Annotated in this window: 23 protein-coding genes; 21 read left to right on the forward strand and 2 right to left on the reverse strand. The window is 61.1% G+C overall.

All coding sequences use genetic code 11. The features are described 5' to 3' along the window. Positions 1–13: 13 nt before the first annotated feature. The 17 genes from fabD to AD670_RS28960 all read left to right on the forward strand — a co-directional run bounded on the left by fabD (position 14) and on the right by AD670_RS28960 (position 15,701). Complete coding sequence (gene fabD, locus AD670_RS28880; protein ID WP_053140131.1) at positions 14–952, forward strand: ACP S-malonyltransferase; 939 nt, start codon at positions 14–16, stop codon at positions 950–952. A 24-nt stretch (positions 953–976) separates the two neighbouring features. Continuing rightward, a complete protein-coding gene (gene fabG / locus AD670_RS28885) occupies positions 977–1,720 on the forward strand; it encodes a 3-oxoacyl-ACP reductase FabG (RefSeq protein WP_015885432.1) in 744 nt (247 codons plus the stop codon). Positions 1,721–1,911: 191 nt separating this feature from the next. Then, positions 1,912–2,148 (forward strand): acyl carrier protein, encoded by a 237-nt coding sequence (gene acpP, locus AD670_RS28890; protein ID WP_003442511.1) that lies wholly within the window; start codon positions 1,912–1,914, stop codon positions 2,146–2,148. Between the two features lie 127 nt (positions 2,149–2,275). Then, a complete protein-coding gene (fabF, locus tag AD670_RS28895; protein WP_053140134.1) occupies positions 2,276–3,520 on the forward strand; it encodes a beta-ketoacyl-ACP synthase II in 1,245 nt (414 codons plus the stop codon). Beyond that, the gene (gene pabC, locus AD670_RS28900) at positions 3,520–4,335 is read left to right on the forward strand and encodes an aminodeoxychorismate lyase (protein ID WP_053140136.1); all 816 of its coding nucleotides are present in this window, start codon (positions 3,520–3,522) and stop codon (positions 4,333–4,335) included. The genes fabF and pabC overlap by 1 nt, the downstream gene beginning before the upstream one ends. Position 4,336: 1 nt before the next feature. Continuing rightward, the gene (gene mltG, locus AD670_RS28905) at positions 4,337–5,458 is read left to right on the forward strand and encodes an endolytic transglycosylase MltG (protein ID WP_053140140.1); all 1,122 of its coding nucleotides are present in this window, start codon (positions 4,337–4,339) and stop codon (positions 5,456–5,458) included. A gap of 19 nt (positions 5,459–5,477) precedes the next feature. Then, entirely contained in the window at positions 5,478–6,110 is a 633-nt protein-coding gene (gene tmk / locus AD670_RS28910; protein WP_053140143.1) for a dTMP kinase, read from the forward strand. After that, positions 6,103–7,092 (forward strand): DNA polymerase III subunit delta', encoded by a 990-nt coding sequence (locus AD670_RS28915; RefSeq protein ID WP_053140146.1) that lies wholly within the window; start codon positions 6,103–6,105, stop codon positions 7,090–7,092. Before tmk ends, AD670_RS28915 begins: the two co-directional genes overlap by 8 nt. Before the next feature lie 62 nt (positions 7,093–7,154). Next, entirely contained in the window at positions 7,155–7,949 is a 795-nt protein-coding gene (locus tag AD670_RS28920; protein WP_053140151.1) for a TatD family hydrolase, read from the forward strand. A gap of 436 nt (positions 7,950–8,385) precedes the next feature. Then, positions 8,386–9,045 (forward strand): TetR/AcrR family transcriptional regulator, encoded by a 660-nt coding sequence (locus tag AD670_RS28925; RefSeq protein WP_053140154.1) that lies wholly within the window; start codon positions 8,386–8,388, stop codon positions 9,043–9,045. 114 nt (positions 9,046–9,159) lie between these two features. Further along, the gene (locus tag AD670_RS28930) at positions 9,160–10,128 is read left to right on the forward strand and encodes a GTP 3',8-cyclase MoaA (protein WP_053140157.1); all 969 of its coding nucleotides are present in this window, start codon (positions 9,160–9,162) and stop codon (positions 10,126–10,128) included. 144 nt (positions 10,129–10,272) lie between these two features. Further along, positions 10,273–10,878, forward strand: a complete 606-nt coding sequence (locus AD670_RS28935; protein ID WP_053140160.1) for a DUF4823 domain-containing protein — start codon at positions 10,273–10,275, stop codon at positions 10,876–10,878. A gap of 16 nt (positions 10,879–10,894) precedes the next feature. Beyond that, positions 10,895–11,455, forward strand: a complete 561-nt coding sequence (locus AD670_RS28940) for a DUF1285 domain-containing protein (RefSeq protein WP_053140163.1) — start codon at positions 10,895–10,897, stop codon at positions 11,453–11,455. A gap of 71 nt (positions 11,456–11,526) precedes the next feature. Then, a complete protein-coding gene (locus AD670_RS28945) occupies positions 11,527–12,240 on the forward strand; it encodes a GntR family transcriptional regulator (protein WP_053140166.1) in 714 nt (237 codons plus the stop codon). Beyond that, entirely contained in the window at positions 12,237–13,247 is a 1,011-nt protein-coding gene (locus AD670_RS28950; RefSeq protein WP_053140169.1) for an ADP-ribosylglycohydrolase family protein, read from the forward strand. The genes AD670_RS28945 and AD670_RS28950 overlap by 4 nt, the downstream gene beginning before the upstream one ends. A 77-nt stretch (positions 13,248–13,324) precedes the next feature. After that, positions 13,325–14,791: a cytosine permease gene (locus tag AD670_RS28955; RefSeq protein ID WP_053140172.1), complete on the forward strand. Its 1,467-nt coding sequence runs from the start codon at positions 13,325–13,327 to the stop codon at positions 14,789–14,791. After that, the gene (locus AD670_RS28960; RefSeq protein ID WP_053140175.1) at positions 14,784–15,701 is read left to right on the forward strand and encodes a PfkB family carbohydrate kinase; all 918 of its coding nucleotides are present in this window, start codon (positions 14,784–14,786) and stop codon (positions 15,699–15,701) included. Before AD670_RS28955 ends, AD670_RS28960 begins: the two co-directional genes overlap by 8 nt. 52 nt (positions 15,702–15,753) lie before the next feature. Here AD670_RS28960 and AD670_RS28965 read toward each other — a convergent pair whose 3' ends face one another. Continuing rightward, entirely contained in the window at positions 15,754–16,020 is a 267-nt protein-coding gene (locus AD670_RS28965) for a hypothetical protein (RefSeq protein WP_053140178.1), read from the reverse strand. 51 nt (positions 16,021–16,071) lie between these two features. After that, on the reverse strand, positions 16,072–16,401 hold the full coding sequence (locus AD670_RS28970; RefSeq protein ID WP_053140181.1) for a hypothetical protein: 330 nt from the start codon (positions 16,399–16,401) through the stop codon (positions 16,072–16,074). A 199-nt stretch (positions 16,402–16,600) separates the two neighbouring features. Here AD670_RS28970 and AD670_RS28975 point away from each other — a divergent pair, with 199 nt between their 5' ends. From AD670_RS28975 to AD670_RS28990, 4 genes are all read left to right on the forward strand, one after another. Next, positions 16,601–17,080, forward strand: a complete 480-nt coding sequence (locus AD670_RS28975; RefSeq protein ID WP_053140184.1) for a GNAT family N-acetyltransferase — start codon at positions 16,601–16,603, stop codon at positions 17,078–17,080. Positions 17,081–17,318: 238 nt separating this feature from the next. Next, a complete protein-coding gene (locus AD670_RS28980) occupies positions 17,319–18,140 on the forward strand; it encodes an SDR family oxidoreductase (RefSeq protein WP_053140187.1) in 822 nt (273 codons plus the stop codon). 37 nt (positions 18,141–18,177) lie between these two features. After that, positions 18,178–19,164 carry a substrate-binding domain-containing protein gene (locus tag AD670_RS28985; protein WP_053140190.1) on the forward strand — a complete coding sequence of 329 codons (987 nt, stop codon included), beginning with the start codon at positions 18,178–18,180 and terminating at the stop codon, positions 19,162–19,164. Further along, on the forward strand, positions 19,161–19,514 hold a 354-nt coding region (locus tag AD670_RS28990), incomplete at its 3' end, for an ATP-binding cassette domain-containing protein (RefSeq protein WP_156338341.1). The genes AD670_RS28985 and AD670_RS28990, both read left to right, overlap by 4 nt.

Here is a 19,514-nt window from a genome sequence, read left to right on the forward strand (position 1 = left end):
AGGGGCTTGTTACATGTCTACATCCCTCGCATTCGTCTTTCCAGGGCAGGGTTCGCAGTCCCTCGGCATGTTGGCCGAGCTGGGCGCGCAATACCCGCTGATCCTGGACACGTTCAAGGAAGCTTCCGAGGCCCTGGGTTACGACCTGTGGGCGCTGACCCAGCAAGGGCCGGAAGAGCTGCTCAATCAAACCGATAAAACCCAGCCGGCCATCCTGACCGCTTCGATCGCCCTGTGGCGCTTGTGGCTGGCGGAAGGCGGCGCGCGCCCGGCTTTCGTGGCCGGTCATAGCCTGGGCGAATACAGCGCCCTGGTGGCGGCGGGCAGCCTGACCCTTGCTGAAGCGGTCAAGCTGGTCGAGCGTCGTGGCCAACTGATGCAGGAAGCGGTTCCGGCCGGGCAAGGTGGCATGGCCGCTATCCTGGGGCTGGACGATGCCGTGGTGATCGAAGCCTGCGCCGAGGCGGCCCAGGGCGAAGTGGTCAGCGCGGTAAACTTCAACTCCCCTGGTCAGGTGGTGATCGCCGGTGCCAAGGCGGCCGTCGAGCGTGCCATCGAAGGCTGCAAGGCGCGCGGTGCCAAGCGTGCATTGCCGTTGCCGGTGAGCGTGCCGTCGCACTGCGAGCTGATGCGCCCGGCTGCCGAGCGTTTTGCCGAGTCCATCGCTGCCATCAACTGGCAGGCGCCACAGATTCCGCTGGTGCAGAACGTCAGCGCGGCCGTGGCCGCCGACCTCGACACCCTCAAACGCGACCTGCTGGAGCAACTCTACAAGCCTGTGCGCTGGGTCGAGTCGGTCCAGACCCTGGCCGCCAATGGCGCCACCGAACTGGTCGAGTGCGGCCCGGGCAAAGTCCTGGCTGGCCTGAACAAGCGCTGCGCCGATGGCGTGTCGACTGCCAATCTAAATACCCCGGATGCCTTCGCTGCCGCTCGTGCGGCGCTGGCCTGATCCCCGAACTTAGGAGAAGCCTGCATGAGTCTGCAAGGTAAAGTTGCACTGGTTACCGGCGCGAGCCGTGGCATTGGCCAGGCCATCGCCCTGGAACTGGGCCGTCAGGGCGCCGTCGTGATTGGCACCGCCACTTCTGCTTCGGGCGCCGAGCGTATCGCCGCGACCCTGAAGGAAAACGGCGTTCAAGGCACCGGCCTTGAGCTGAACGTGACCAGCGATGAGTCCGTGGCTGCCGTGCTGGCCGAGATCACCGCGCAGTTTGGCGCGCCGGCAATTCTGGTGAACAACGCCGGTATCACCCGCGACAACCTGATGATGCGCATGAAAGACGACGAATGGTACGACGTGGTCGATACCAACCTGAACAGTCTGTTTCGCCTGTCCAAGGGTGTTTTGCGTGGCATGACCAAGGCCCGTTGGGGGCGAATTATCAATATTGGCTCCGTAGTGGGTGCCATGGGCAACGCAGGCCAAGTAAACTATGCAGCCGCGAAGGCCGGTCTGGAAGGTTTCAGCCGTGCACTGGCGCGTGAAGTCGGCTCGCGGTCGATTACGGTCAACTCGGTGGCCCCAGGGTTCATCGACACCGATATGACCCGCGAACTGCCGGAAGCACAGCGTGAAGCGTTGCTGACGCAGATTCCGCTGGGCCGTCTGGGCCAGGCTCAAGAGATCGCGAATGTGGTCACTTTCCTGGCATCTGACGGTGCGGCATACGTGACTGGGGCTACAATCCCGGTGAACGGCGGGATGTACATGAGTTAAATTGTGACGGATCGCTTCAAAAAAATGTCATACGAGCTGTCTAAAATCCGTTATAAAGCTGCAACTTAATTTATAGGCAGGTGGCGTACCGGGTACAGGGTGAAGCTTTCAGTTGAAAAGCTGAAATGGCTTTCTATACACTTACCCACTGGCCAGCTGCCTGAATTTGTCCATTAGGAGTTAAACAAGGTATGAGCACCATCGAAGAGCGCGTCAAGAAAATCGTTGCCGAGCAACTGGGTGTTAAAGAAGAAGAAGTGGTCAACACTGCTTCCTTCGTAGAAGACCTGGGTGCCGATTCCCTTGACACCGTTGAGCTGGTGATGGCTCTGGAAGAGGAATTCGAGACCGAAATCCCGGACGAAGAAGCTGAAAAAATCACTACTGTTCAAGCTGCTATCGACTACGTTACTAACCACCAGGCGTAATCGTTTGTAGTCGTCGCTTGCTGTTAGGGAAAAACCGCACTGCTGTAACGGCGTGCGGTTTTTTCTTTAGCGCTGATGAAAAGTGAGCTCTGAAGCAAAGTGTCGTCATTAGAAAAAGGAGAGTGCTGTGTCGCGTAGACGCGTCGTAGTCACCGGTATGGGTATGTTATCGCCACTGGGTACGGATGTGCCGAGCAGTTGGCAGGGCATTCTGGCTGGCCGCAGTGGTATTGGTCTGATCGAACACACGGACCTTTCTGCCTATTCCACCCGTTTTGGCGGCTCGGTAAAGGGGTTCAATGTCGAGGAATATCTCTCGATCAAAGAGTCCCGCAAACTCGACCTGTTCATTCAATACGGCCTGGCAGCCGGTTTTCAGGCAGTGCGTAACGCCGGCCTGGAAGTTACCGACGCCAACCGTGAGCGCATCGGCGTGGCCATGGGGTCGGGTATTGGCGGTCTGACCAATATCGAAGAAACCAGCCGCACGCTGCATGATTCCGGCCCTCGTCGAATTTCACCGTTCTTCGTGCCTGGCTCGATCATCAATATGATTTCCGGTTTCCTGTCCATCCACTTGGGGGCGCAGGGGCCTAACTACGCGATTGCCACGGCGTGCACCACGGGCACCCACTGCATCGGCATGGCGGCACGTAACATCGCCTATGACGAAGCTGACGTGATGATCGCCGGTGGCGCTGAAATGGCCGCCTGCGGCCTGGGTATGGGCGGCTTCGGCGCGTCCCGTGCACTGTCGACCCGCAATGACGAGCCGACCCGTGCCAGCCGGCCGTGGGACAAGGGCCGTGACGGCTTTGTACTGGCCGACGGTGCCGGTGCGCTGGTGCTTGAAGAGTTGGAGCACGCCAAGGCGCGTGGTGCCACCATCTATGCCGAGTTGATCGGTTTTGGCATGAGCGGCGACGCCTATCACATGACATCGCCACCGTCCGACGGTGCCGGCGCTGCGCGTTGCATCACCAACGCCCTGCGCGATGCCAAGGTCAATGCGGACCAGGTGCAGTACATCAACGCCCATGGCACCTCGACCCCGACGGGCGACCTGGCGGAAGCCGAAGCCATCAAGTCGGTGTTCGGCGAGCACGCCTACAAGCTGGCGGTCAGCTCCACCAAGTCCATGACCGGCCACCTGTTGGGTGCGGCGGGCGCGGTCGAAGCGATCTTCAGTGTCATGGCCATCAAGGACCAGGTCGCTCCGCCGACCATCAACCTCGATGAGCCGGACGAAGGCTGCGACCTGAACTTTGTGCCGCATGAGCCGCAAGAGATGCCGATCGACGTTGCGATCTCCAACTCGTTCGGTTTTGGTGGTACCAACGGTTCCCTGGTGTTCCGCCGGTTCGCCGAGTGATGCACAGCTGGGTCGACGGTCAGCCAGCGGACAGCGTGCCCCTGAAAGATCGCGGCCTGGCGTACGGTGATGGCCTGTTCGAGACCATCGCCGTCAAGGTCGGGCAGCCCGTGCTGCTTGACCGTCACCTGCAGCGCCTCGATGAGGGCTGCAGGCGCCTCGCTTTCGTTACGGATACACACTTGGTCCGTAGTGAAGTGCAGGCCTATGCCGCCGCTCTCGGCGACGGTGTGCTCAAGTTGATCCTCACGCGCGGCGACAGTCTGCGCGGCTATGGCATCAACCCTGACGCACCTGTGCGCCGTATCTTGCAGGGCAGTCCGCCTGCGACCTATCCCCAGGCCCATGCAACCGACGGTGTTCGTCTGTTTGCGTGTACCACCCGCTTGGCCGAGCAGCCGCTGCTGGCTGGTCTCAAACACCTCAATCGCCTGGAGCAGGTGCTCGCCCGTGCTGAATGGCAGGATGCCGAACATGCCGAAGGTTTGATGCTGGATATGTCCGGGCGTGTCATCGAAGGTGTCTTCAGCAATCTGTTCCTGGTGCGTAATGGCTTGTTACTAACCGCCGATCTGAATCGTTGCGGCGTTGCGGGCGTCATGCGCGCTGAGATTCTGGCCCAGGCGCATGCTCTGGACATCCCGGTGGCCGTGGCTGACATCAGCCTGGAGCAATTGCAGCAGGCTGACGAAGTCTTTGTGTGCAACAGCGTTTATGGCATTTGGCCGGTGCGTGGCTGCGCTGCGATGAGCTGGTCGGTTGGGCCGCTCACCCGTAAACTGCAGGGCATTGTTCGCGCGCTATTGGATATTTGAGTTGATACGAAAACTGGTTGTACTGCTGCTGATCGGTCTGTTCTCGGCGGCTTTGCTGTTGGGCTTTTGCGCCTGGAAATATGACGCTGCCCTCAAGCAGCCGTTGAATCTGACCCAGGAGCAATTGCTCGATGTGCCGGCAGGGGCGACCCCCACCGGGACCTTCAATCGCCTCGAAGCCGACGGCGTGCTCGACGGCGCCTTCTGGCTGCGCTTGTACTGGCGCTTCAACCTCGACGGCCAGCCGCTGCACAGCGGTGAATACCGCATGACCCCAGGCATGACCGCCGAAGGCCTGATCGGCCTGTGGCAACGGGGCGAAGTGGTGCAATACAGCCTCACGCTGGTAGAAGGCTGGAATTTCCGTCAGGTGCGTTCGGCCCTGGCCAAGCATGAAAAGATCGTGCAGACCCTGTCGGGCCTCAGTGACAGCGAAGTGATGGACAAGCTCGGCCACCCCGGCGTGTTCCCCGAAGGTCGGTTCTTCCCGGATACCTACCGCTTCGTGCGTGGGATGACCGATGTCGAGTTCCTGAAAAAAGCCTACAACCGTCTGGATGACGTGCTCGCCCAGGAGTGGAGCAAACGCGCTGCCGACGCGCCTTATACCGATCCCTATCAAGCGTTGATCATGGCCTCCCTGGTGGAGAAAGAGACCGGTGTGCCCGAAGAACGTGGGCAGATCGCCGGGGTGTTCGTACGGCGCCTGAAAATCGGCATGCTGCTGCAGACCGACCCCACCGTGATCTACGGCCTGGGCGAGCGCTACAACGGCAAGTTGACCCGCGCGCACCTCAAGGAAGCCAACCCCTACAACACCTATATGATTGCGGGCCTGCCGCCGACGCCAATCGCCATGGTCGGCCGCGAGGCCATCCATGCCGCATTGAACCCGGTGCCGGGTAGCAGCCTGTATTTCGTCGCCCGTGGCGACGGCAGCCATGTTTTCTCTGATGACCTGGGTGCGCATAATGCTGCGGTGCGCGAATTCCAACTCAAGCGCCGCGCCGATTACCGCTCAAGCCCGGCACCGCTGGCAAAACCGCCGGAAGACCTGACGCCGCCTGCTGATGCACCCGCCGAGCCCGCGCCGGACGCCGCCGCGCCGCAAAGCCCGCAATAACTCTGACTAAGGACTGCCTGTGACTGGCTTGTTTATTACCCTGGAAGGCCCCGAAGGCGCCGGCAAGAGCACCAACCGCGATTACCTGGCCGAGCGTCTGCGCGCTGAAGGTGTCGAGGTGGTGTTGACCCGTGAGCCCGGCGGGACACCGCTGGCCGAGCGCATCCGTGAAGTGTTGCTGGCCCCAGGCGAAGAACAGATGGATCCGGACACCGAGCTGCTGCTGGTGTTCGCTGCCCGTGCCCAGCACTTGGCCGAGGTGATTCGCCCGGCCCTGGCCCGTGGTGCCGTGGTGATTTGCGACCGTTTCACCGATTCCACTTATGCCTATCAAGGTGGTGGCCGAGGCTTGTCCCTGGCGCGCATCGCTACCCTGGAAACCTTTGTGCAGGGTGATTTACGTCCTGACCTGACCCTGCTGTTCGACCTGCCGGTGGCAGTGGGCATGGCGCGTGCCAGCGCCCGTGGGCGTCTCGACCGTTTCGAGCTGGAAGGCCAGGTTTTTTTCGATGCTGTGCGCAGCGCGTTTCTCAAGCGCGCCCAGGCTGAACCGGCGCGCTACCACCTGCTGGACGCGGCGCAGCCGTTGACGCAGGTGCAGCAGGCCATCGACGCCCTGTTACCCAAGCTGTTGGAGCGCGCCCGTGGCTGAAGCCTACCCATGGCAGGACAGTCTCTGGCAACAGTTGGCCGGTCGTGCCCAGCACGCCCACGCCTATCTGCTGCACGGGCCGATCGGTATTGGTAAGCGCGATCTGGCTGAGCGACTCATGGCCAGCCTGCTGTGCCAGCGCCCGGTCAACCTTGAAGCTTGCGGCGCGTGCAAATCCTGCCTGTTGCTCAAGGCCGGCAGCCACCCGGACAACTATCTGCTCGAACCCGAGGAAGCCGACAAGGCGATCAAGGTCGACCAAGTGCGTGACCTTGTCAGCTTCGTGGTGCAGACCGCGCAGATGGGCGGGCGCAAGGTGGTACTGATCGAGCCGGTGGAGGCGATGAACATCAACGCCGCCAATGCCTTGCTCAAGAGCCTGGAAGAACCCTCCGGCGACACGGTGCTTTTGCTGGTGAGCCACCAGTCCAGCCGCTTGTTGCCGACCATTCGCAGCCGTTGCGTGCAGCAGGCCTGCCCGTTGCCGAGCGAGGCTATGAGCCTGCAATGGCTGGCGCAGGCGCTGCCCGATTGTTCCGCAGAAGAACGGGTCGAGCTGTTGACCCTGGCGGCCGGTTCCCCGCTGGCTGCCGTCAAGCTGCAAGCCCAGGGCGTGCGTGAGCAGCGAGCCCTGGTGGTGGACGGGGTGAAAAAACTGCTCAAGCAAGAGCTGTCCGCCACCCAGTTGGCTGAAAGCGCCTGGAAGGATATTCCCTTGCTGCTGCTGTTCGATTGGTTCTGCGACTGGTCGAGCCTGATCTTGCGCTACCAGTTGACCCAGGACGAAAACGGCCTCGGCCTGCCGGATATGCGCAAGGTGGTGCAATACCTCGCGCAGAAAAGCGCGCAGGACAAGGTGCTGAATATTCAGGACTGGATCCTCGCCCATCGCCAGAAAGTGCTCGGCAAGGCCAACCTCAACCGCGTGCTGTTGCTCGAAGCGCTGCTGGTGCAGTGGGTCGGCTTGCTCGGCCGGCGTTAATTTCAGTGGCCGACGGTGTATCGTTGGCCAGACACTTTCCGTGACTTAAGTCGTAATTTCCTATGCTTGTAGATTCCCATTGCCACCTTGATCGCCTCGACCTTGCCCAACATGGCGGCTCCCTCGATGCTGCCCTCGACGCTGCACGCCAGCGTGGGGTCGGGCACTTCCTGTGTATTGGCGTCAGCGCCGAAAATGCTGCCGACGTCAAAGCCCTGGCCGAGCGTTATGCCGATGTGGATTGCTCGGTGGGTATCCACCCGCTGGACCTCAAGCCCGGCGAAGCGCCGGCCCTCGACTGGCTGCTGGGCGAACTCAATCACCCGCGTGTGGTAGCCATTGGCGAAACCGGCCTGGACTACCATTACGAGCCGGAAGCCGCCGAGTTGCAGCAGGCCTCGTTTCGCCTGCATTTGCAGGCCGCCCAGCAAACCGGCAAACCGGTGATTGTCCACACCCGTGGCGCCCGTGCCGACACCCTGGCCCTGTTGCGCGAAGCCGCCTTACCCCAGGCTGGCGTGCTGCATTGCTTTACCGAAGATTGGGACATGGCCAAGGCGGCGCTTGACCTGGGTTTCTATATTTCCCTGTCAGGCATTGTCACGTTCCGCAATGCCGATGCCTTGCGCGACGTCGCGCGCCAAGTGCCGGCCGATCGCCTGCTGGTGGAAACCGACTCGCCATACCTGGCGCCGATTCCCCATCGTGGCAAACCGAACCTGCCTGAGTATGTGCGGGACGTAGCGGATTACCTGGCCATGCTGCGCGGTGAGTCCTATGAGCGCTTTGCCGAGCAAACCACCGAGAACTTCAAGCGCCTGTTCCCGCTGGCCCATGTAGCCGCGCGACGCGACTAAATCGCAGGCAAAAAAAACCCGGGTTCTGGGGGGTGAATCCGGGTTAAGACCATTAGGAGTAAAACAAGGGCACACAGTCCGTCGGTACCCAGGTCGGCGCTTCACTTGGGGGAGATGTCACGCCGACAGTTCAAGTATTGATCAGTATCTGATTCAGTCCAGTCGCGACTGATCGTTTTTTAAACAGATTTGGAATACCCGCGCTTCGCTTGAGTTCTCATTGGGCACGTGTACGGGTGTAGTTGTTGCGTATTATTTCTGACTGCGATCCATGAAAACGTTGGCGTGCTGAAAGTAAAGTGCGTCACGGGTTCACATAGGCGTTGCCCAACGACCGTTCAGTCGGGATAATCCCTCGCACTGGGTAAATCGTATCGCCATGTATTCGTGGCCCTGCGCAACCCTCCCTATTCCGACCTTTGCAGACCTCTTCCTCATGCACAAAGAACCCCGTAAGGTCCGTGAGTTTCGCCGCCGTGAGCAGGAAATTCTCGACACCGCACTCAAGTTGTTCCTCGAACAAGGCGAAGACAGCGTCACCGTCGAGATGATCGCGGATGCCGTGGGTATCGGCAAAGGCACGATCTACAAACACTTCAAGTCCAAGGCCGAGATCTACCTTCGCCTGATGCTCGACTATGAGCGCGACCTGAACGAGCTGCTGCATTCGGCCGATGTCGACAAGGACAAGGAAGCCTTGTCCCGGGCCTACTTCGAGTTCCGCATGCGTGACCCGCAGCGTTACCGCTTGTTTGACCGCCTGGAAGAGAAGGTGGTCAAGGGCCATCAAGTACCGGAGATGGTCGAGGAACTGCACAAGATCCGCGCCTCGAACTTCGAGCGCCTGACCCTGCTGATCAAGGGTCGTATCAGCGAAGGCAAGCTTGAAGACGTACCGCCGTATTTCCACTACTGCGCCGCCTGGGCCTTGGTGCACGGCGCCGTGGCGCTCTACCACTCGCCGTTCTGGAGCAACGTGCTGGAAGACCAGGAAGGTTTTTTCCAGTTCCTGATGGACATCGGCGTGCGCATGGGCAACAAGCGCAAGCACAGCGCAGAGCTGCCACAGGCCCCCGTCGAAACGCCCGCCAGCTGATTATTTACTGCCAGGCGCATTACCCCAGGAATATACTCAGGCAAGGATCTTGCTAAAAGCTGATTTATCAGTCAGCTTTTAGCGCGCCCGAATCATCCTCTGCCGGAGTGATCCATGATCGTTGATCGTCAAGGCAGGCGTTTTCGCAATTTGCGGATCAGCCTGACCTCAGCCTGCAATTACGCGTGTACCTACTGCGTGCCAAACGGCAAGCGGCTGGTGGCTGCCCAGGACGAACTCTCGGCCGAGGCAATGGCCCGTGGTGTGGCCTATCTGATCGAGGCGGCGGGCATCGACCGCTTGCGCATCACCGGCGGCGAACCGCTGGTCAGTCCCAAGCTGGAAGCTTTCATGGGCGCAGTCGGCGGCATGGGCCTGAGCGATATCAGCCTGACCACCAACGGCCAATTGCTGGCGCGCAAACTGCCGCTGCTGGTGGACGCCGGCATTCGGCGTATCAACGTCTCTCTCGACACCCTGGACGCCGACGCCTTCCGCAGCATCGCCCGTGGTGGTGACCTGGCCACCGTGCTCGACGGCATGGACCAGGCGCGCGCTGCCGGAATCAAGATCAAGGTCAATATGGTGCCGTTGCGCGGCCAGAACCTCGACCAGGTGATGCCGCTGCTCGACTACTGCCTGGAGCGTGGCTACGAGCTGCGCTTTATTGAATTGATGCGCATGGGCCACCTTGCAAAGGACTCCAACGCGTTCCTGCAGCAGTTCGTCAGCCTGCAACAATTGCTCGGCCTGATCGGCGAACACCACGAATACCTGCAAGCCAACGCTCCCGTGGATGCCACGGCGGTGCGCTACGAAGTGCCGGGCAAAGGCTTCTTTGGCGTGATCGCCAACGAAAGCGTACCGTTCTGCCGCACCTGTTCACGGCTGCGGTTGTCGTCGACCGGCTGGCTGCATGGCTGCCTGTCGTCGAGCAACCGTCACTACGTCGGCGACCTGTTGGACAAACCTCGTCACCAAGCGCTTCCGGCGCTGCAAGGCCTGCTGATGAAGGCCCTGGGTGACAAGCAGGAAGTGGCGTTCTCCGGCGGCGCGACGATCATGAAGATCATCGGTGGTTAACCCTTTCCCAAGATTAAACATCATTCAATAGGGGAGGGGGCTTGCTCCCTCCCACATTTAGGTCTGCGTTGTTTCCAAATGGCGCGGATTCTGCATCTCGTGCCCATTCGCCGGTTTTCCGTCACCGGCTTCTGGAGGATTAGGATGCGTAGTCTGGTTTTGTTGCTGGCGTCTCTGGCGTTGGGTGGCTGCATGACCGTCAGCGATATGGCCGAAGGCACCCGCTATCAGATGAGCGACGCCGGGTTGCTTGACCACAGCGATACCCGTCGTACCGCCTCGGTTCGTATACAGCCGGACTCGTTTGTGTTTATCGCCCAGGGCGTCTTCGTTCCGCCGGGCAGTGCCTACCCGCGACCGAATGTGGTGGCCGAGGAAGCCTTCAACGGTTTCGTCGAATACTTTCCCATGGTGCGCCGCGCTCGTCAGCCGGAAGGCCTGGAACAGGCGATGGCCGAAGCCCGTGCGGCGGGTGCCCACTACCTGTTGTACTGCCGTTTCGCCAAGGCAGATGACCGTATTGGCAACGCCGACGAATGGGCTGATCAAGAGGCGCTGGACCGGCTTGGCCTGGACAACGGTGTTATCCAGATCATGTTGATCGAGACCAGCACCCAGTATTTGATTGATACTGCACGTATTCGCAGTCGTGGCGGTTTACTGACGTTCCACGACAACAAGCCAGAAGATCTGATTGCCCGCCCCTTGGCGCAGTACGCCCGAGGCCTGCTGGGCATGAGCGATCAGTAAGACCGAGGAGAACGCCATGACCGATTCCGCCAAGGCCAACGATCTGTTGGCTCAACTGCCCAAGGGCAAGGGGCCGGCGCCGGTGCACATGTGGAACCCGGATTTCTGCGGCAACATCGATATGCGCATCGCCCGCGACGGTACCTGGTTTTACCAGGGCACGCCGATCGGGCGTAAGCCGATGGTCAAGTTGTTCTCCAACATCATCCGCCGCGATGGCGATGATTACTTCCTGGTCACTCCCGTGGAAAAAGTCGGCATCAGCGTAGATGACGCGCCTTTTGTCGCGGTAACCCTGGAAGTCGAAGGGGAGGGCGAAGGTCAGGTACTGCGCTTCATGACCAACGTCGACGAGCCCATCGAAGCCGATATCGAACACCCATTGCGGGTGGTAATCGACCCCGTCACCCAGGAGCCGTCGCCCTATCTGCGCGTGCGTACCAACCTCGAGGCCCTGGTGCATCGCAACGTTTTCTACCAATTGGTTGAGTTGGCGGTGAGCCGGCCGATCAATGGTCAGAACTGGCTGGGTGTATGGAGCTGCGGCGAGTTTTTCCGCATCGGCCTGGAGCCGTGAGTCTGGTTTTTTTCATCTCCCTGAAATAATTCGCTTGCTGCAAACGGGCGCTTTCGGTTATCAATTTGTACATGATTAGACATGTTCGATTTGATAAGAAAAAACGCGTCGTCGACGAGCTCATCCGCCGTATCGAGGGTGGGGTGATGGCCGACGGTTTCCTGCTGCCGGGCGAGCATCAACTGGCCGAAGAGTTTGCGGTCAGTCGCGGCACGCTACGTGAAGCCCTCGCCGAGCTCAAACGCCGCAACTACATCGCCACCCAGAGCGGTGTCGGCTCCATTGTTACGTTTGACGGCATGGTGCTCGATCAAAACAGTGGCTGGGCCCAAGCCTTGGCGGATACCGGCGCATTGGTCACCACCGATATCCTGCGCCTGGAAGCCGTGACACGCCCCGATCTGTTCAGCCGCTTCGGCAGCGACCAGTTTATTGCCCTCGACCGCCGCCGACGCACCACCGATGGCACGGCCGTCTCCCTTGAACGCTCGCTGATGCCGGCTTCGGGTGGCCTGGAAAGCTTGCCCCGGGTTGGCCTGATCGACAATTCCCTGACCATTACCCTGGCGGCCTACGGCTATGTCGGCGCCGAAGGTGACCAATGGATCGGCGCCGAGCCCCTCAGTGATGAAGACGCCGAGCTGCTTGGCCGACCGGCCGGGAGCGTGTTTCTCAAGGCGTCACGCACCACTTACGACCGCCGCGAGCGCTTTATGGAGTACGTCGAAAGTTTGCTCGACCCTCTGCACTTTCGCCTGCACCTGCAGTTTGGATCTTCGAAATGACCCCGAATACCCGCGCGCTCGGCGCGTTCTACGGCCTGGCCCTGGGCGACGCCCTGGGCATGCCCACCCAGTCCCTGAGCCGTGAGCAAGTGCAACAGCGCTTCGGTGCCATTACCGGCCTGGAAGATGCCGACGCCGACCAACCCATCGCGCCCAATATGCCGGCCGGCTCCATCACTGATGACACTGAGCAGGCCATCCTGGTGGCTGAATTGCTGGTCGAAGGCCAAGGCAGGATCGCGCCGACTGTCCTCGCCCAGCGCCTGATCGACTGGGAAGCGGTGATGCGCGCCAAAGGCTCCCAGGACCTGCTCGGTCCGTCTACCAAGCGCGCCATCGACATGATCCTCGCCGGCCACACGCCGGAAGAATCCGGGCGCTACGGCACCACCAACGGTGCAGCCATGCGCATTACGCCGGTGGGCATCGCCGCCGACGTCAGCGACCTGACCGCGTTTGTCCAAGCGGTTATCCAGGCCTGCCAGGTCACTCACAACACCACGCTGGGCATCTCCAGCGCGGCGGCAGTGGCGGCGGTGGTGTCGGCCGGCATCAACGGTGTGGATCTGGGGGAAGCGCTGAATATCGGCACTCAGGTCGCCCAGCAGGCGGAAAATCACGGTCACTGGATCGCCGGTGGGCGGATTTCCACCCGCATCAGTTGGGCGCGAACCCTGAGCGTCGGCAGCGGCGACAAAGCCCTGTTCGCTGACCTGCTGTATGAATTGATCGGCACCTCCGTTGCCTCCCAGGAGTCGGTGGTGGTGTCGTTTGCGCTCGCCCAGCAAGTCGCGGTGGGTGACATGAACGCGTTCGAAGCGCTGTGCCTGGCAGCCAGTCTGGGCGGCGATACCGACACGATTGCGGCGATGCTCGGCGCGATGCTCGGTGCCTGCCTCGGTATGCAGTGCTGGCCTGAGGCGATGATCGATCAAGTCAAAGCCGTCAATGGCTTGGACCTGCAGCCCTTGGTCCAGAGCCTGCTGGCCTTGCGACAAGCGCGGTAGGCGCCGAGTCAGGATGATCGTTTAACGCTTTGATTCCCTGCCACAACCACAACAATACAGGCACCAGGAGCCCCCCCATGAGCAGCACTTCTTCCGGTCAAAGCGCCGGACAATTGGAAACCCGCGGTATCGAACCGGTCCCTGAAGGCGAGTGCAACGGCCATCCGCTGCAACTGTTCTGGGTGTGGTTCGCCGCCAATATCAGCATCCTCGGCTTGCCGCTCGGTGCGACTCTCGTGGCGTTTCGCGGCCTGGCCATCTGGCAAGCGGTCATCGTCGCGATCCTTGGCGCCGCCGGCTCTTTCGCGGTGGTGGGCATTATCTCCATCGCCGGCCGGCGTGGTCGTGCACCCAGCCTGACGCTGTCCCGCGCCATCTTCGGCGTACGCGGCAATATCGGCCCGACACTGGTGTCGTTGATGTCGCGCCTGGGCTGGGAAACCGTTAACACCACCACCGCCGCCTTCGTGCTGCTGTCGTTGTGTTCGATTCTGTTCGGCTCTGCGGTCGAGGCGAAAAGCGCACCGGTCCTCACCCTGATTTTCATCGGCATTTTCGTGCTGCTGACCTTGGCAGTTTCGGGGCTGGGTCACGCCACCTTGCTGGTGATCCAGAAGTGGGCCACCTACGTGTTCGGCGCGTTGAATATCCTGGTGGGCGGTTTCCTCTGCGCCACCATCGACTGGAGCGCGGTGTTCAACGCCACCCCGGCTCCCCTGAGCGCGATGATCATCGGTGTTGGCACCATGGCCGCCGGTACCGGTATCGGCTGGGCCAACGCCGGTGCCGACATGTCCCGCTACCAGCACCGCAGCGTCACGGCCGTGCGCCTGGTGGCCTCGGCGGCATTTGGCGCGGGGATTCCGCTGGTATTGCTGATCACCCTCGGTGGCCTGTTGTCGGTGGGCAACAATGACCTGGCCTCGGCCACTGACCCGATCATTGCGATCCGCGACATGCTGCCGACCTGGATGGCGGTGCCGTACCTGATCACCGCGTTTGGCGGGCTGTTGCTGTCGAACAACCTGTCGGTGTATTCGGCCGGCCTGACCACCTTGACCCTCGGCCTGAAGGTCAAGCGCGTGCATGCGGTGATCGTCGATATCGTGGCGATCTTCGCCGGTTCCATCTACTTCATGCTGATCGCCGACAGCTTCTACGGCCCGTTCATCACCTTCATCTCGTTGCTGGCGGTGCCGATCACCGCGTGGGTGGGGATCTTCGTGGTCGACCTGATCCATCGTCACTACTACAGCCCCGAGGACCTGCTGGACGTGAGCCCAAGCAGCGCCTACTGGTATCGCGGCGGCGTTGAATGGCGTGCATTCGGCGCCTGGGCCGTGGCCATCGTGCTCGGTTTCAGCTTCACCACCATCGGCACCACCGCCGAGAACATCTGGTTCGCCGGGCCGTTGTCCGACTCCTGGCTCGGCCACAACGGCCTGGGCTGGATCGTCACCTTCCTGGTTGCCGGCGGAATGTATGCGCTACTGGGCGGCGCGGCTGACCGTCGTCCGGCGTTAGTAGAGAGCTCCAATGTCTAGATTGCTGCACACCGGCCAGGTCATCGTCGACCTGGTCATGGCCCTCGACACCTTGCCCGCGACCGGCGGCGACGTGCTGGCCAAGTCCGCCAGCTTCGAAGCTGGCGGAGGCTTTAATGTGATGGCGGCAGCGCGGCGCAATGGCTTGCCGGTGGTCTATCTGGGCCGTCACGGCACTGGCCGCTTCGGCGATCTGGCCCGCGCGGCGATGCAGGCCGAGGGCATTGAAATGGCCCTGGCAGCCAGCGACGGCAAGGACACCGGCCTGTGTGTGTCCCTGACCGAGGCCACCACCGAGCGCACCTTTATTTCCCATATCGGCGCCGAGGGTGAACTGAGTGCCGAGGACCTGGCCAATGTTGTGCCTCATCCGGATGACTATGTGTATGTCAGTGGCTACAGCCTGCTCCTGGAGGGCAAGGCCCAGCCGCTGATCGACTGGCTGCTGGCACTGCCACGGCAAATCGTGGTGGTGTTCGACCCGGGCCCGCTGGTCAAGGCGCCGGATTCGGCCTTGATGCGTGCGCTGTTGCCACGTATCGATATCTGGACCAGCAATGGCCCTGAAGCCTTGGCGTTCACCGGCGCGGCGACCATCGCTGCCGCATTGCCCGCGCTTAATCAGTACCTGCCCGCCGAGACGCTGCTGGTGGTGCGCGACGGACCGAATGGTTGCTGGGTGGGGTGTGCAGGTCAGATCGAGCATGTGCCCGGCTTCAAGGTGCAGGCGGTGGACAGCAATGGCGCGGGGGATGCGCATGCAGGAGTGTTTATTGCGGGATTGGCGGCGGGTTTGAAACCAGCGGCGGCAGCACGGCGGGCGAATGCAGCGGCAGCCTTGGCGGTGACGCATTGGGGGCCGGCAACTTCCCCAGGCAGCGCCGAAGTCGACTCATTACTCACCGAGTAAACGCGAAAAAAATGTGGGAGGGGGGCCTCCCACATTGGGTTTTGCATGAGGGCTACTGGCGCGTCTCACCTTCGAGCTTGCGCGCTTCATCCACACCTGACGCCGTCAACTTGATCGGCAGATTCAGCGAGTACTCACCGGCATCGTCGGTGGTGACATGCCCATCCTTGATGAGCCCGCGGTCCTGCAAGAATGCCAAGACACTGGCAACCTCTTTTTCGCCGCGGTAGTTATCCAGCACTTCCTTGCCCAAGCCTTGCGGGTGGGCGTGCAGCAGGCGGGTGAGGACTTCTTTTTCAAGGTTTCTATCGACGTTCATGCAGACCTCTTCACTGGGAAATGGTTGGGTGTTCGTCTTTCAATCATGGGATCAAGGTGCAGGTTGTTTTGGCGCGCCCGGCAGGTTCGAGTCGTCGCCTTTATTGATCTTTGGCTCGTTGACCGATGGCCCCATTTTGCCGTTGCCCACGGCTGGCGGGCTCTGGCGACCGGTGTCCTGGCCTTTGGTATGCGGGTCGGCGCCATTGGTGTTGTCGATGACTGCGCCGCCGTTGGTGTCCAAACCCGTCCCCATGGACTTTTGCGATTCAGAGGTCGCTGGGTTGGTCGGCCCGGTAGAGGAGGTGGCAGCCACGGCACTCAGCGATGCGGCGGACAGCAGGCCAGTGAGGGCGAGGGCGGCAAACTTGGAATTCTTCATGAGGGTGTCTCCATATGATTAATGTCCTTACCCTCTATTGGTCAGTCGTCTTTTAATGATCGTGCCTGGGTGGCGACGAACGGTGCTGTATCACCTGTAAGATTTTGTGTGTGGACTGCCTGGCTACCGAGAAATTGCACTGCAATCAGTCATCAAAGCGCCTTAGTATGTGTGCTTTGAAATTGCCCAAGGCTCGCCCATGACCATCGAGATTCGCCCCGCCGTGCCCAGCGATGCTGCGCAGATCCTGACATTCATCACTGAACTCGCCGAGTACGAAAAAGCCCGGCACGAAGTGATCGCCAGCGTGGTGGACATCGAGCGCAGCCTGTTCAGCGAGGGCGCCACCGCCCATGGCCTGATCTGCTCGCGGGATGGCTTGCCGATTGGGTTTGCGGTGTTCTTTTTCAGCTATTCCACGTGGCTGGGCAGCAACTGCCTGTACCTGGAAGACCTCTACATCAACCCCGAGCAACGTGGCGGCGGCGCGGGCAAGAAGCTGTTGCGCCACCTGGCCAAGATTGCCTTCGATAACGGTTGCGGGCGCTTTGAATGGAGCGTGCTGGATTGGAACGAGCCGGCGATTGCCTTCTACAAATCCATCGGCGCCCAGCCGCAGGAGGAGTGGGTGCGCTATCGCATGGAAGGCGATGCGCTGCGGGACTTCGCCCTCGGCTGAAGCCACCTTCTTGAACGCACGGTAGATCCAATGTGGGAGGGGGCTTGCTCCCGATAGCGGTGTGTCAGCCACTGCTGCTGTGACTGATGTATTGCAATCGGGAGCAAGCCCCCTCCCACATTATTTTTTGTTTTTGTTCAATATATGGGATGCAAATTTATATATTGAGATATTTCAAATGATGGGTTTATAGTCGTCCGCATCAGCACTCACTACCAAAAATAAAACAGGTGAAGCGATGCAGGCCCAACCGTTGTCATTACCCGCCGTGCCCGAGCCAACCTACGGCGAGCGCCTGAAGAACAAGGTGGTGATCATCACCGGCGCCGCCCAGGGCATTGGTGAGGCGATCGTCGCGTGTTTCCAGGCCCAGCAGGCGCGCCTGGTGATTGGGGATATCCAGGGCGAAAAGGTCGAGAAAGTCGCTGCCCACTGGCGCGAACGCGGCGCCGAGATCTACGCCCAACCCGTCGATATCACGTCCAAGGATCAATGGCAGGCGCTGGTCAATGTGGCGATCGAGCGTTTTGGCCGCGTGGATGTGCTGGTCAACTGTGCCGGGGTCAATGTGTTCCGCGACCCGTTGGAGATGAGCGACGAAGACTGGCGCCGCTGCTTCGCCATCGACCTCGACGGCGCCTGGTACGGCTGCCGCACGGTGCTGCCGCACATGATCGAGCAGGGCATCGGCAACATCATCAATATCGCCTCCACCCATTCCAGCCACATCATTCCCGGCTGCTTTCCCTACCCGGTCGCCAAGCACGGCCTGCTCGGCCTTACCCGCGCCCTTGGTATCGAATACGCGCCCAAGGGCATCCGCGTAAATGCCATCGCCCCGGGCTATATCGAAACCCAGCTCAACGTCGATTACTGGAACGGTTTCCCCGACCCCCACGCCGAGCGCCAGCGTGCGTTCGACCTGCACCCGCCCAAGCGCATCGGCCAGCCCATCGAGGTGGCGATGACGGCGCTGTTCCTGGCGACCGACGAGGCGCCGTTTATCAATGCCACCTGCCTGATGATCGATGGCGGGCGGTCGGTGATGTACCACGACTAGAACTTGCCGCTCCCCATAACAACAAGAGGTGCCGTTCATGAAAAAAGCAATACGCGTACTGGCAGCTGCCGCCGTGCTCAGCGGCCTCAGTACTTTCGCATTTGCCGAGGAAGTGAAAGTCGGCTTCCTGGTCAAGCAGGCCGAGGAGCCCTGGTTCCAGACCGAATGGGCCTTCGCCGAAAAAGCCGGCAAGGAACATGGCTTTACCGTGATCAAGATCGCCGTGCCCGATGGCGAGAAAACCCTCTCGGCCATCGACAGCCTGGCCGCCAACGGCGCCAAGGGCTTTGTGATCTGCCCGCCGGACGTGTCCCTGGGCCCGGCCATCGTCGCCAAGGCCAAGGCCAATGGCCTGAAAGTCATGGCGGTGGATGACCGCTTTGTCGATGCCAAGGGCAACTTCATGGAGGACGTGCCGTACCTGGGCATGGCCGCGTTTGAAGTGGGCCAGAAACAAGGTGCCGCCATGGCCGCCGAAGCGAAAAAACGCGGTTGGGACTGGAAGGACACCTACGCGGTGATCAACACCTTCAATGAACTCGACACCGGCAAGAAACGCACCGATGGCTCGATCAAATCCCTGGAAGAAGCCGGCATTCCCAAGGACCACATCCTCACCGCCGCGCTGAAAACCCTCGACGTCCCCGGCAGCATGGACGCCACCAACTCGGCGCTGGTCAAGCTGCCCAGCGGCGCGAAAAACCTGATCATCGGCGGCATGAACGACAACACCGTATTGGGCGGCGTACGCGCCACCGAAAGCGCCGGCTTCAAAGCCGCCAACGTGATCGGCATCGGCATCAATGGCACCGACGCCATCGGCGAATTGAAGAAAGCCGACAGCGGCTTCTTCGGCTCGATGCTGCCGAGCCCGCACATCGAGGGCTACAACACCGCACTGGCGATGTACGAGTGGGTCACCACCGGTAAAGAGCCTGCCAAGTACACCGCGATGGACGAAGTGACCCTGATCACCCGCGCCAACTTCCAGGAAGAACTGACCAAGATCGGGCTGTGGAAATGACTGCGGCGGCCCTGCGTTTTGACGCTATCGGCAAAACCTTTCCCGGGGTCAAGGCGCTGGACGGCATCAGCTTCACCGCCCAGCCGGGGCAGGTGCACGCCCTGATGGGCGAGAACGGTGCGGGCAAGTCGACGCTGCTGAAGATCCTCGGCGGCGCCTATATTCCCAGCAGCGGCACGGTGCAGATCGGCGCGCAGACCATGGCGTTCAAGTGCGCCGCCGACAGCATCGCCAGCGGTGTGGCGGTGATTCACCAGGAGCTGCACCTGGTGCCGGAAATGACCGTCGCCGAAAACCTGTTCCTCGGGCATTTGCCCTCGCGCTTTGGCGTGGTCAACCGGGGCCTGCTG

It is taken from the genome of Pseudomonas sp. MIACH (assembly GCF_001269925.1).
Classification (GTDB): domain Bacteria; phylum Pseudomonadota; class Gammaproteobacteria; order Pseudomonadales; family Pseudomonadaceae; genus Aquipseudomonas.

Excerpts from the sequence above, each read along its gene's own strand:
- pabC (WP_053140136.1), top strand. The coding sequence starts at position 3,520 with ATGCACAGCTGGGTCGACGGTCAGCCAGCGGACAGCGTGCCCCTGAAA.
- AD670_RS28930 (WP_053140157.1), top strand. The coding sequence starts at position 9,160 with ATGATCGTTGATCGTCAAGGCAGGCGTTTTCGCAATTTGCGGATCAGC.
- acpP (WP_003442511.1), top strand. The coding sequence starts at position 1,912 with ATGAGCACCATCGAAGAGCGCGTCAAGAAAATCGTTGCCGAGCAACTG.
- AD670_RS28945 (WP_053140166.1), top strand. The coding sequence starts at position 11,527 with ATGATTAGACATGTTCGATTTGATAAGAAAAAACGCGTCGTCGACGAG.
- AD670_RS28975 (WP_053140184.1), top strand. The coding sequence starts at position 16,601 with ATGACCATCGAGATTCGCCCCGCCGTGCCCAGCGATGCTGCGCAGATC.
- AD670_RS28965 (WP_053140178.1), bottom strand. The coding sequence starts at position 16,020 with ATGAACGTCGATAGAAACCTTGAAAAAGAAGTCCTCACCCGCCTGCTG.
- fabG (WP_015885432.1), top strand. The coding sequence starts at position 977 with ATGAGTCTGCAAGGTAAAGTTGCACTGGTTACCGGCGCGAGCCGTGGC.
- fabD (WP_053140131.1), top strand. The coding sequence starts at position 14 with ATGTCTACATCCCTCGCATTCGTCTTTCCAGGGCAGGGTTCGCAGTCC.
- AD670_RS28925 (WP_053140154.1), top strand. The coding sequence starts at position 8,386 with ATGCACAAAGAACCCCGTAAGGTCCGTGAGTTTCGCCGCCGTGAGCAG.
- AD670_RS28950 (WP_053140169.1), top strand. The coding sequence starts at position 12,237 with ATGACCCCGAATACCCGCGCGCTCGGCGCGTTCTACGGCCTGGCCCTG.
- AD670_RS28980 (WP_053140187.1), top strand. The coding sequence starts at position 17,319 with ATGCAGGCCCAACCGTTGTCATTACCCGCCGTGCCCGAGCCAACCTAC.
- AD670_RS28935 (WP_053140160.1), top strand. The coding sequence starts at position 10,273 with ATGCGTAGTCTGGTTTTGTTGCTGGCGTCTCTGGCGTTGGGTGGCTGC.
- AD670_RS28955 (WP_053140172.1), top strand. The coding sequence starts at position 13,325 with ATGAGCAGCACTTCTTCCGGTCAAAGCGCCGGACAATTGGAAACCCGC.
- AD670_RS28960 (WP_053140175.1), top strand. The coding sequence starts at position 14,784 with ATGTCTAGATTGCTGCACACCGGCCAGGTCATCGTCGACCTGGTCATG.
- AD670_RS28920 (WP_053140151.1), top strand. The coding sequence starts at position 7,155 with ATGCTTGTAGATTCCCATTGCCACCTTGATCGCCTCGACCTTGCCCAA.
- AD670_RS28940 (WP_053140163.1), top strand. The coding sequence starts at position 10,895 with ATGACCGATTCCGCCAAGGCCAACGATCTGTTGGCTCAACTGCCCAAG.
- AD670_RS28985 (WP_053140190.1), top strand. The coding sequence starts at position 18,178 with ATGAAAAAAGCAATACGCGTACTGGCAGCTGCCGCCGTGCTCAGCGGC.
- AD670_RS28970 (WP_053140181.1), bottom strand. The coding sequence starts at position 16,401 with ATGAAGAATTCCAAGTTTGCCGCCCTCGCCCTCACTGGCCTGCTGTCC.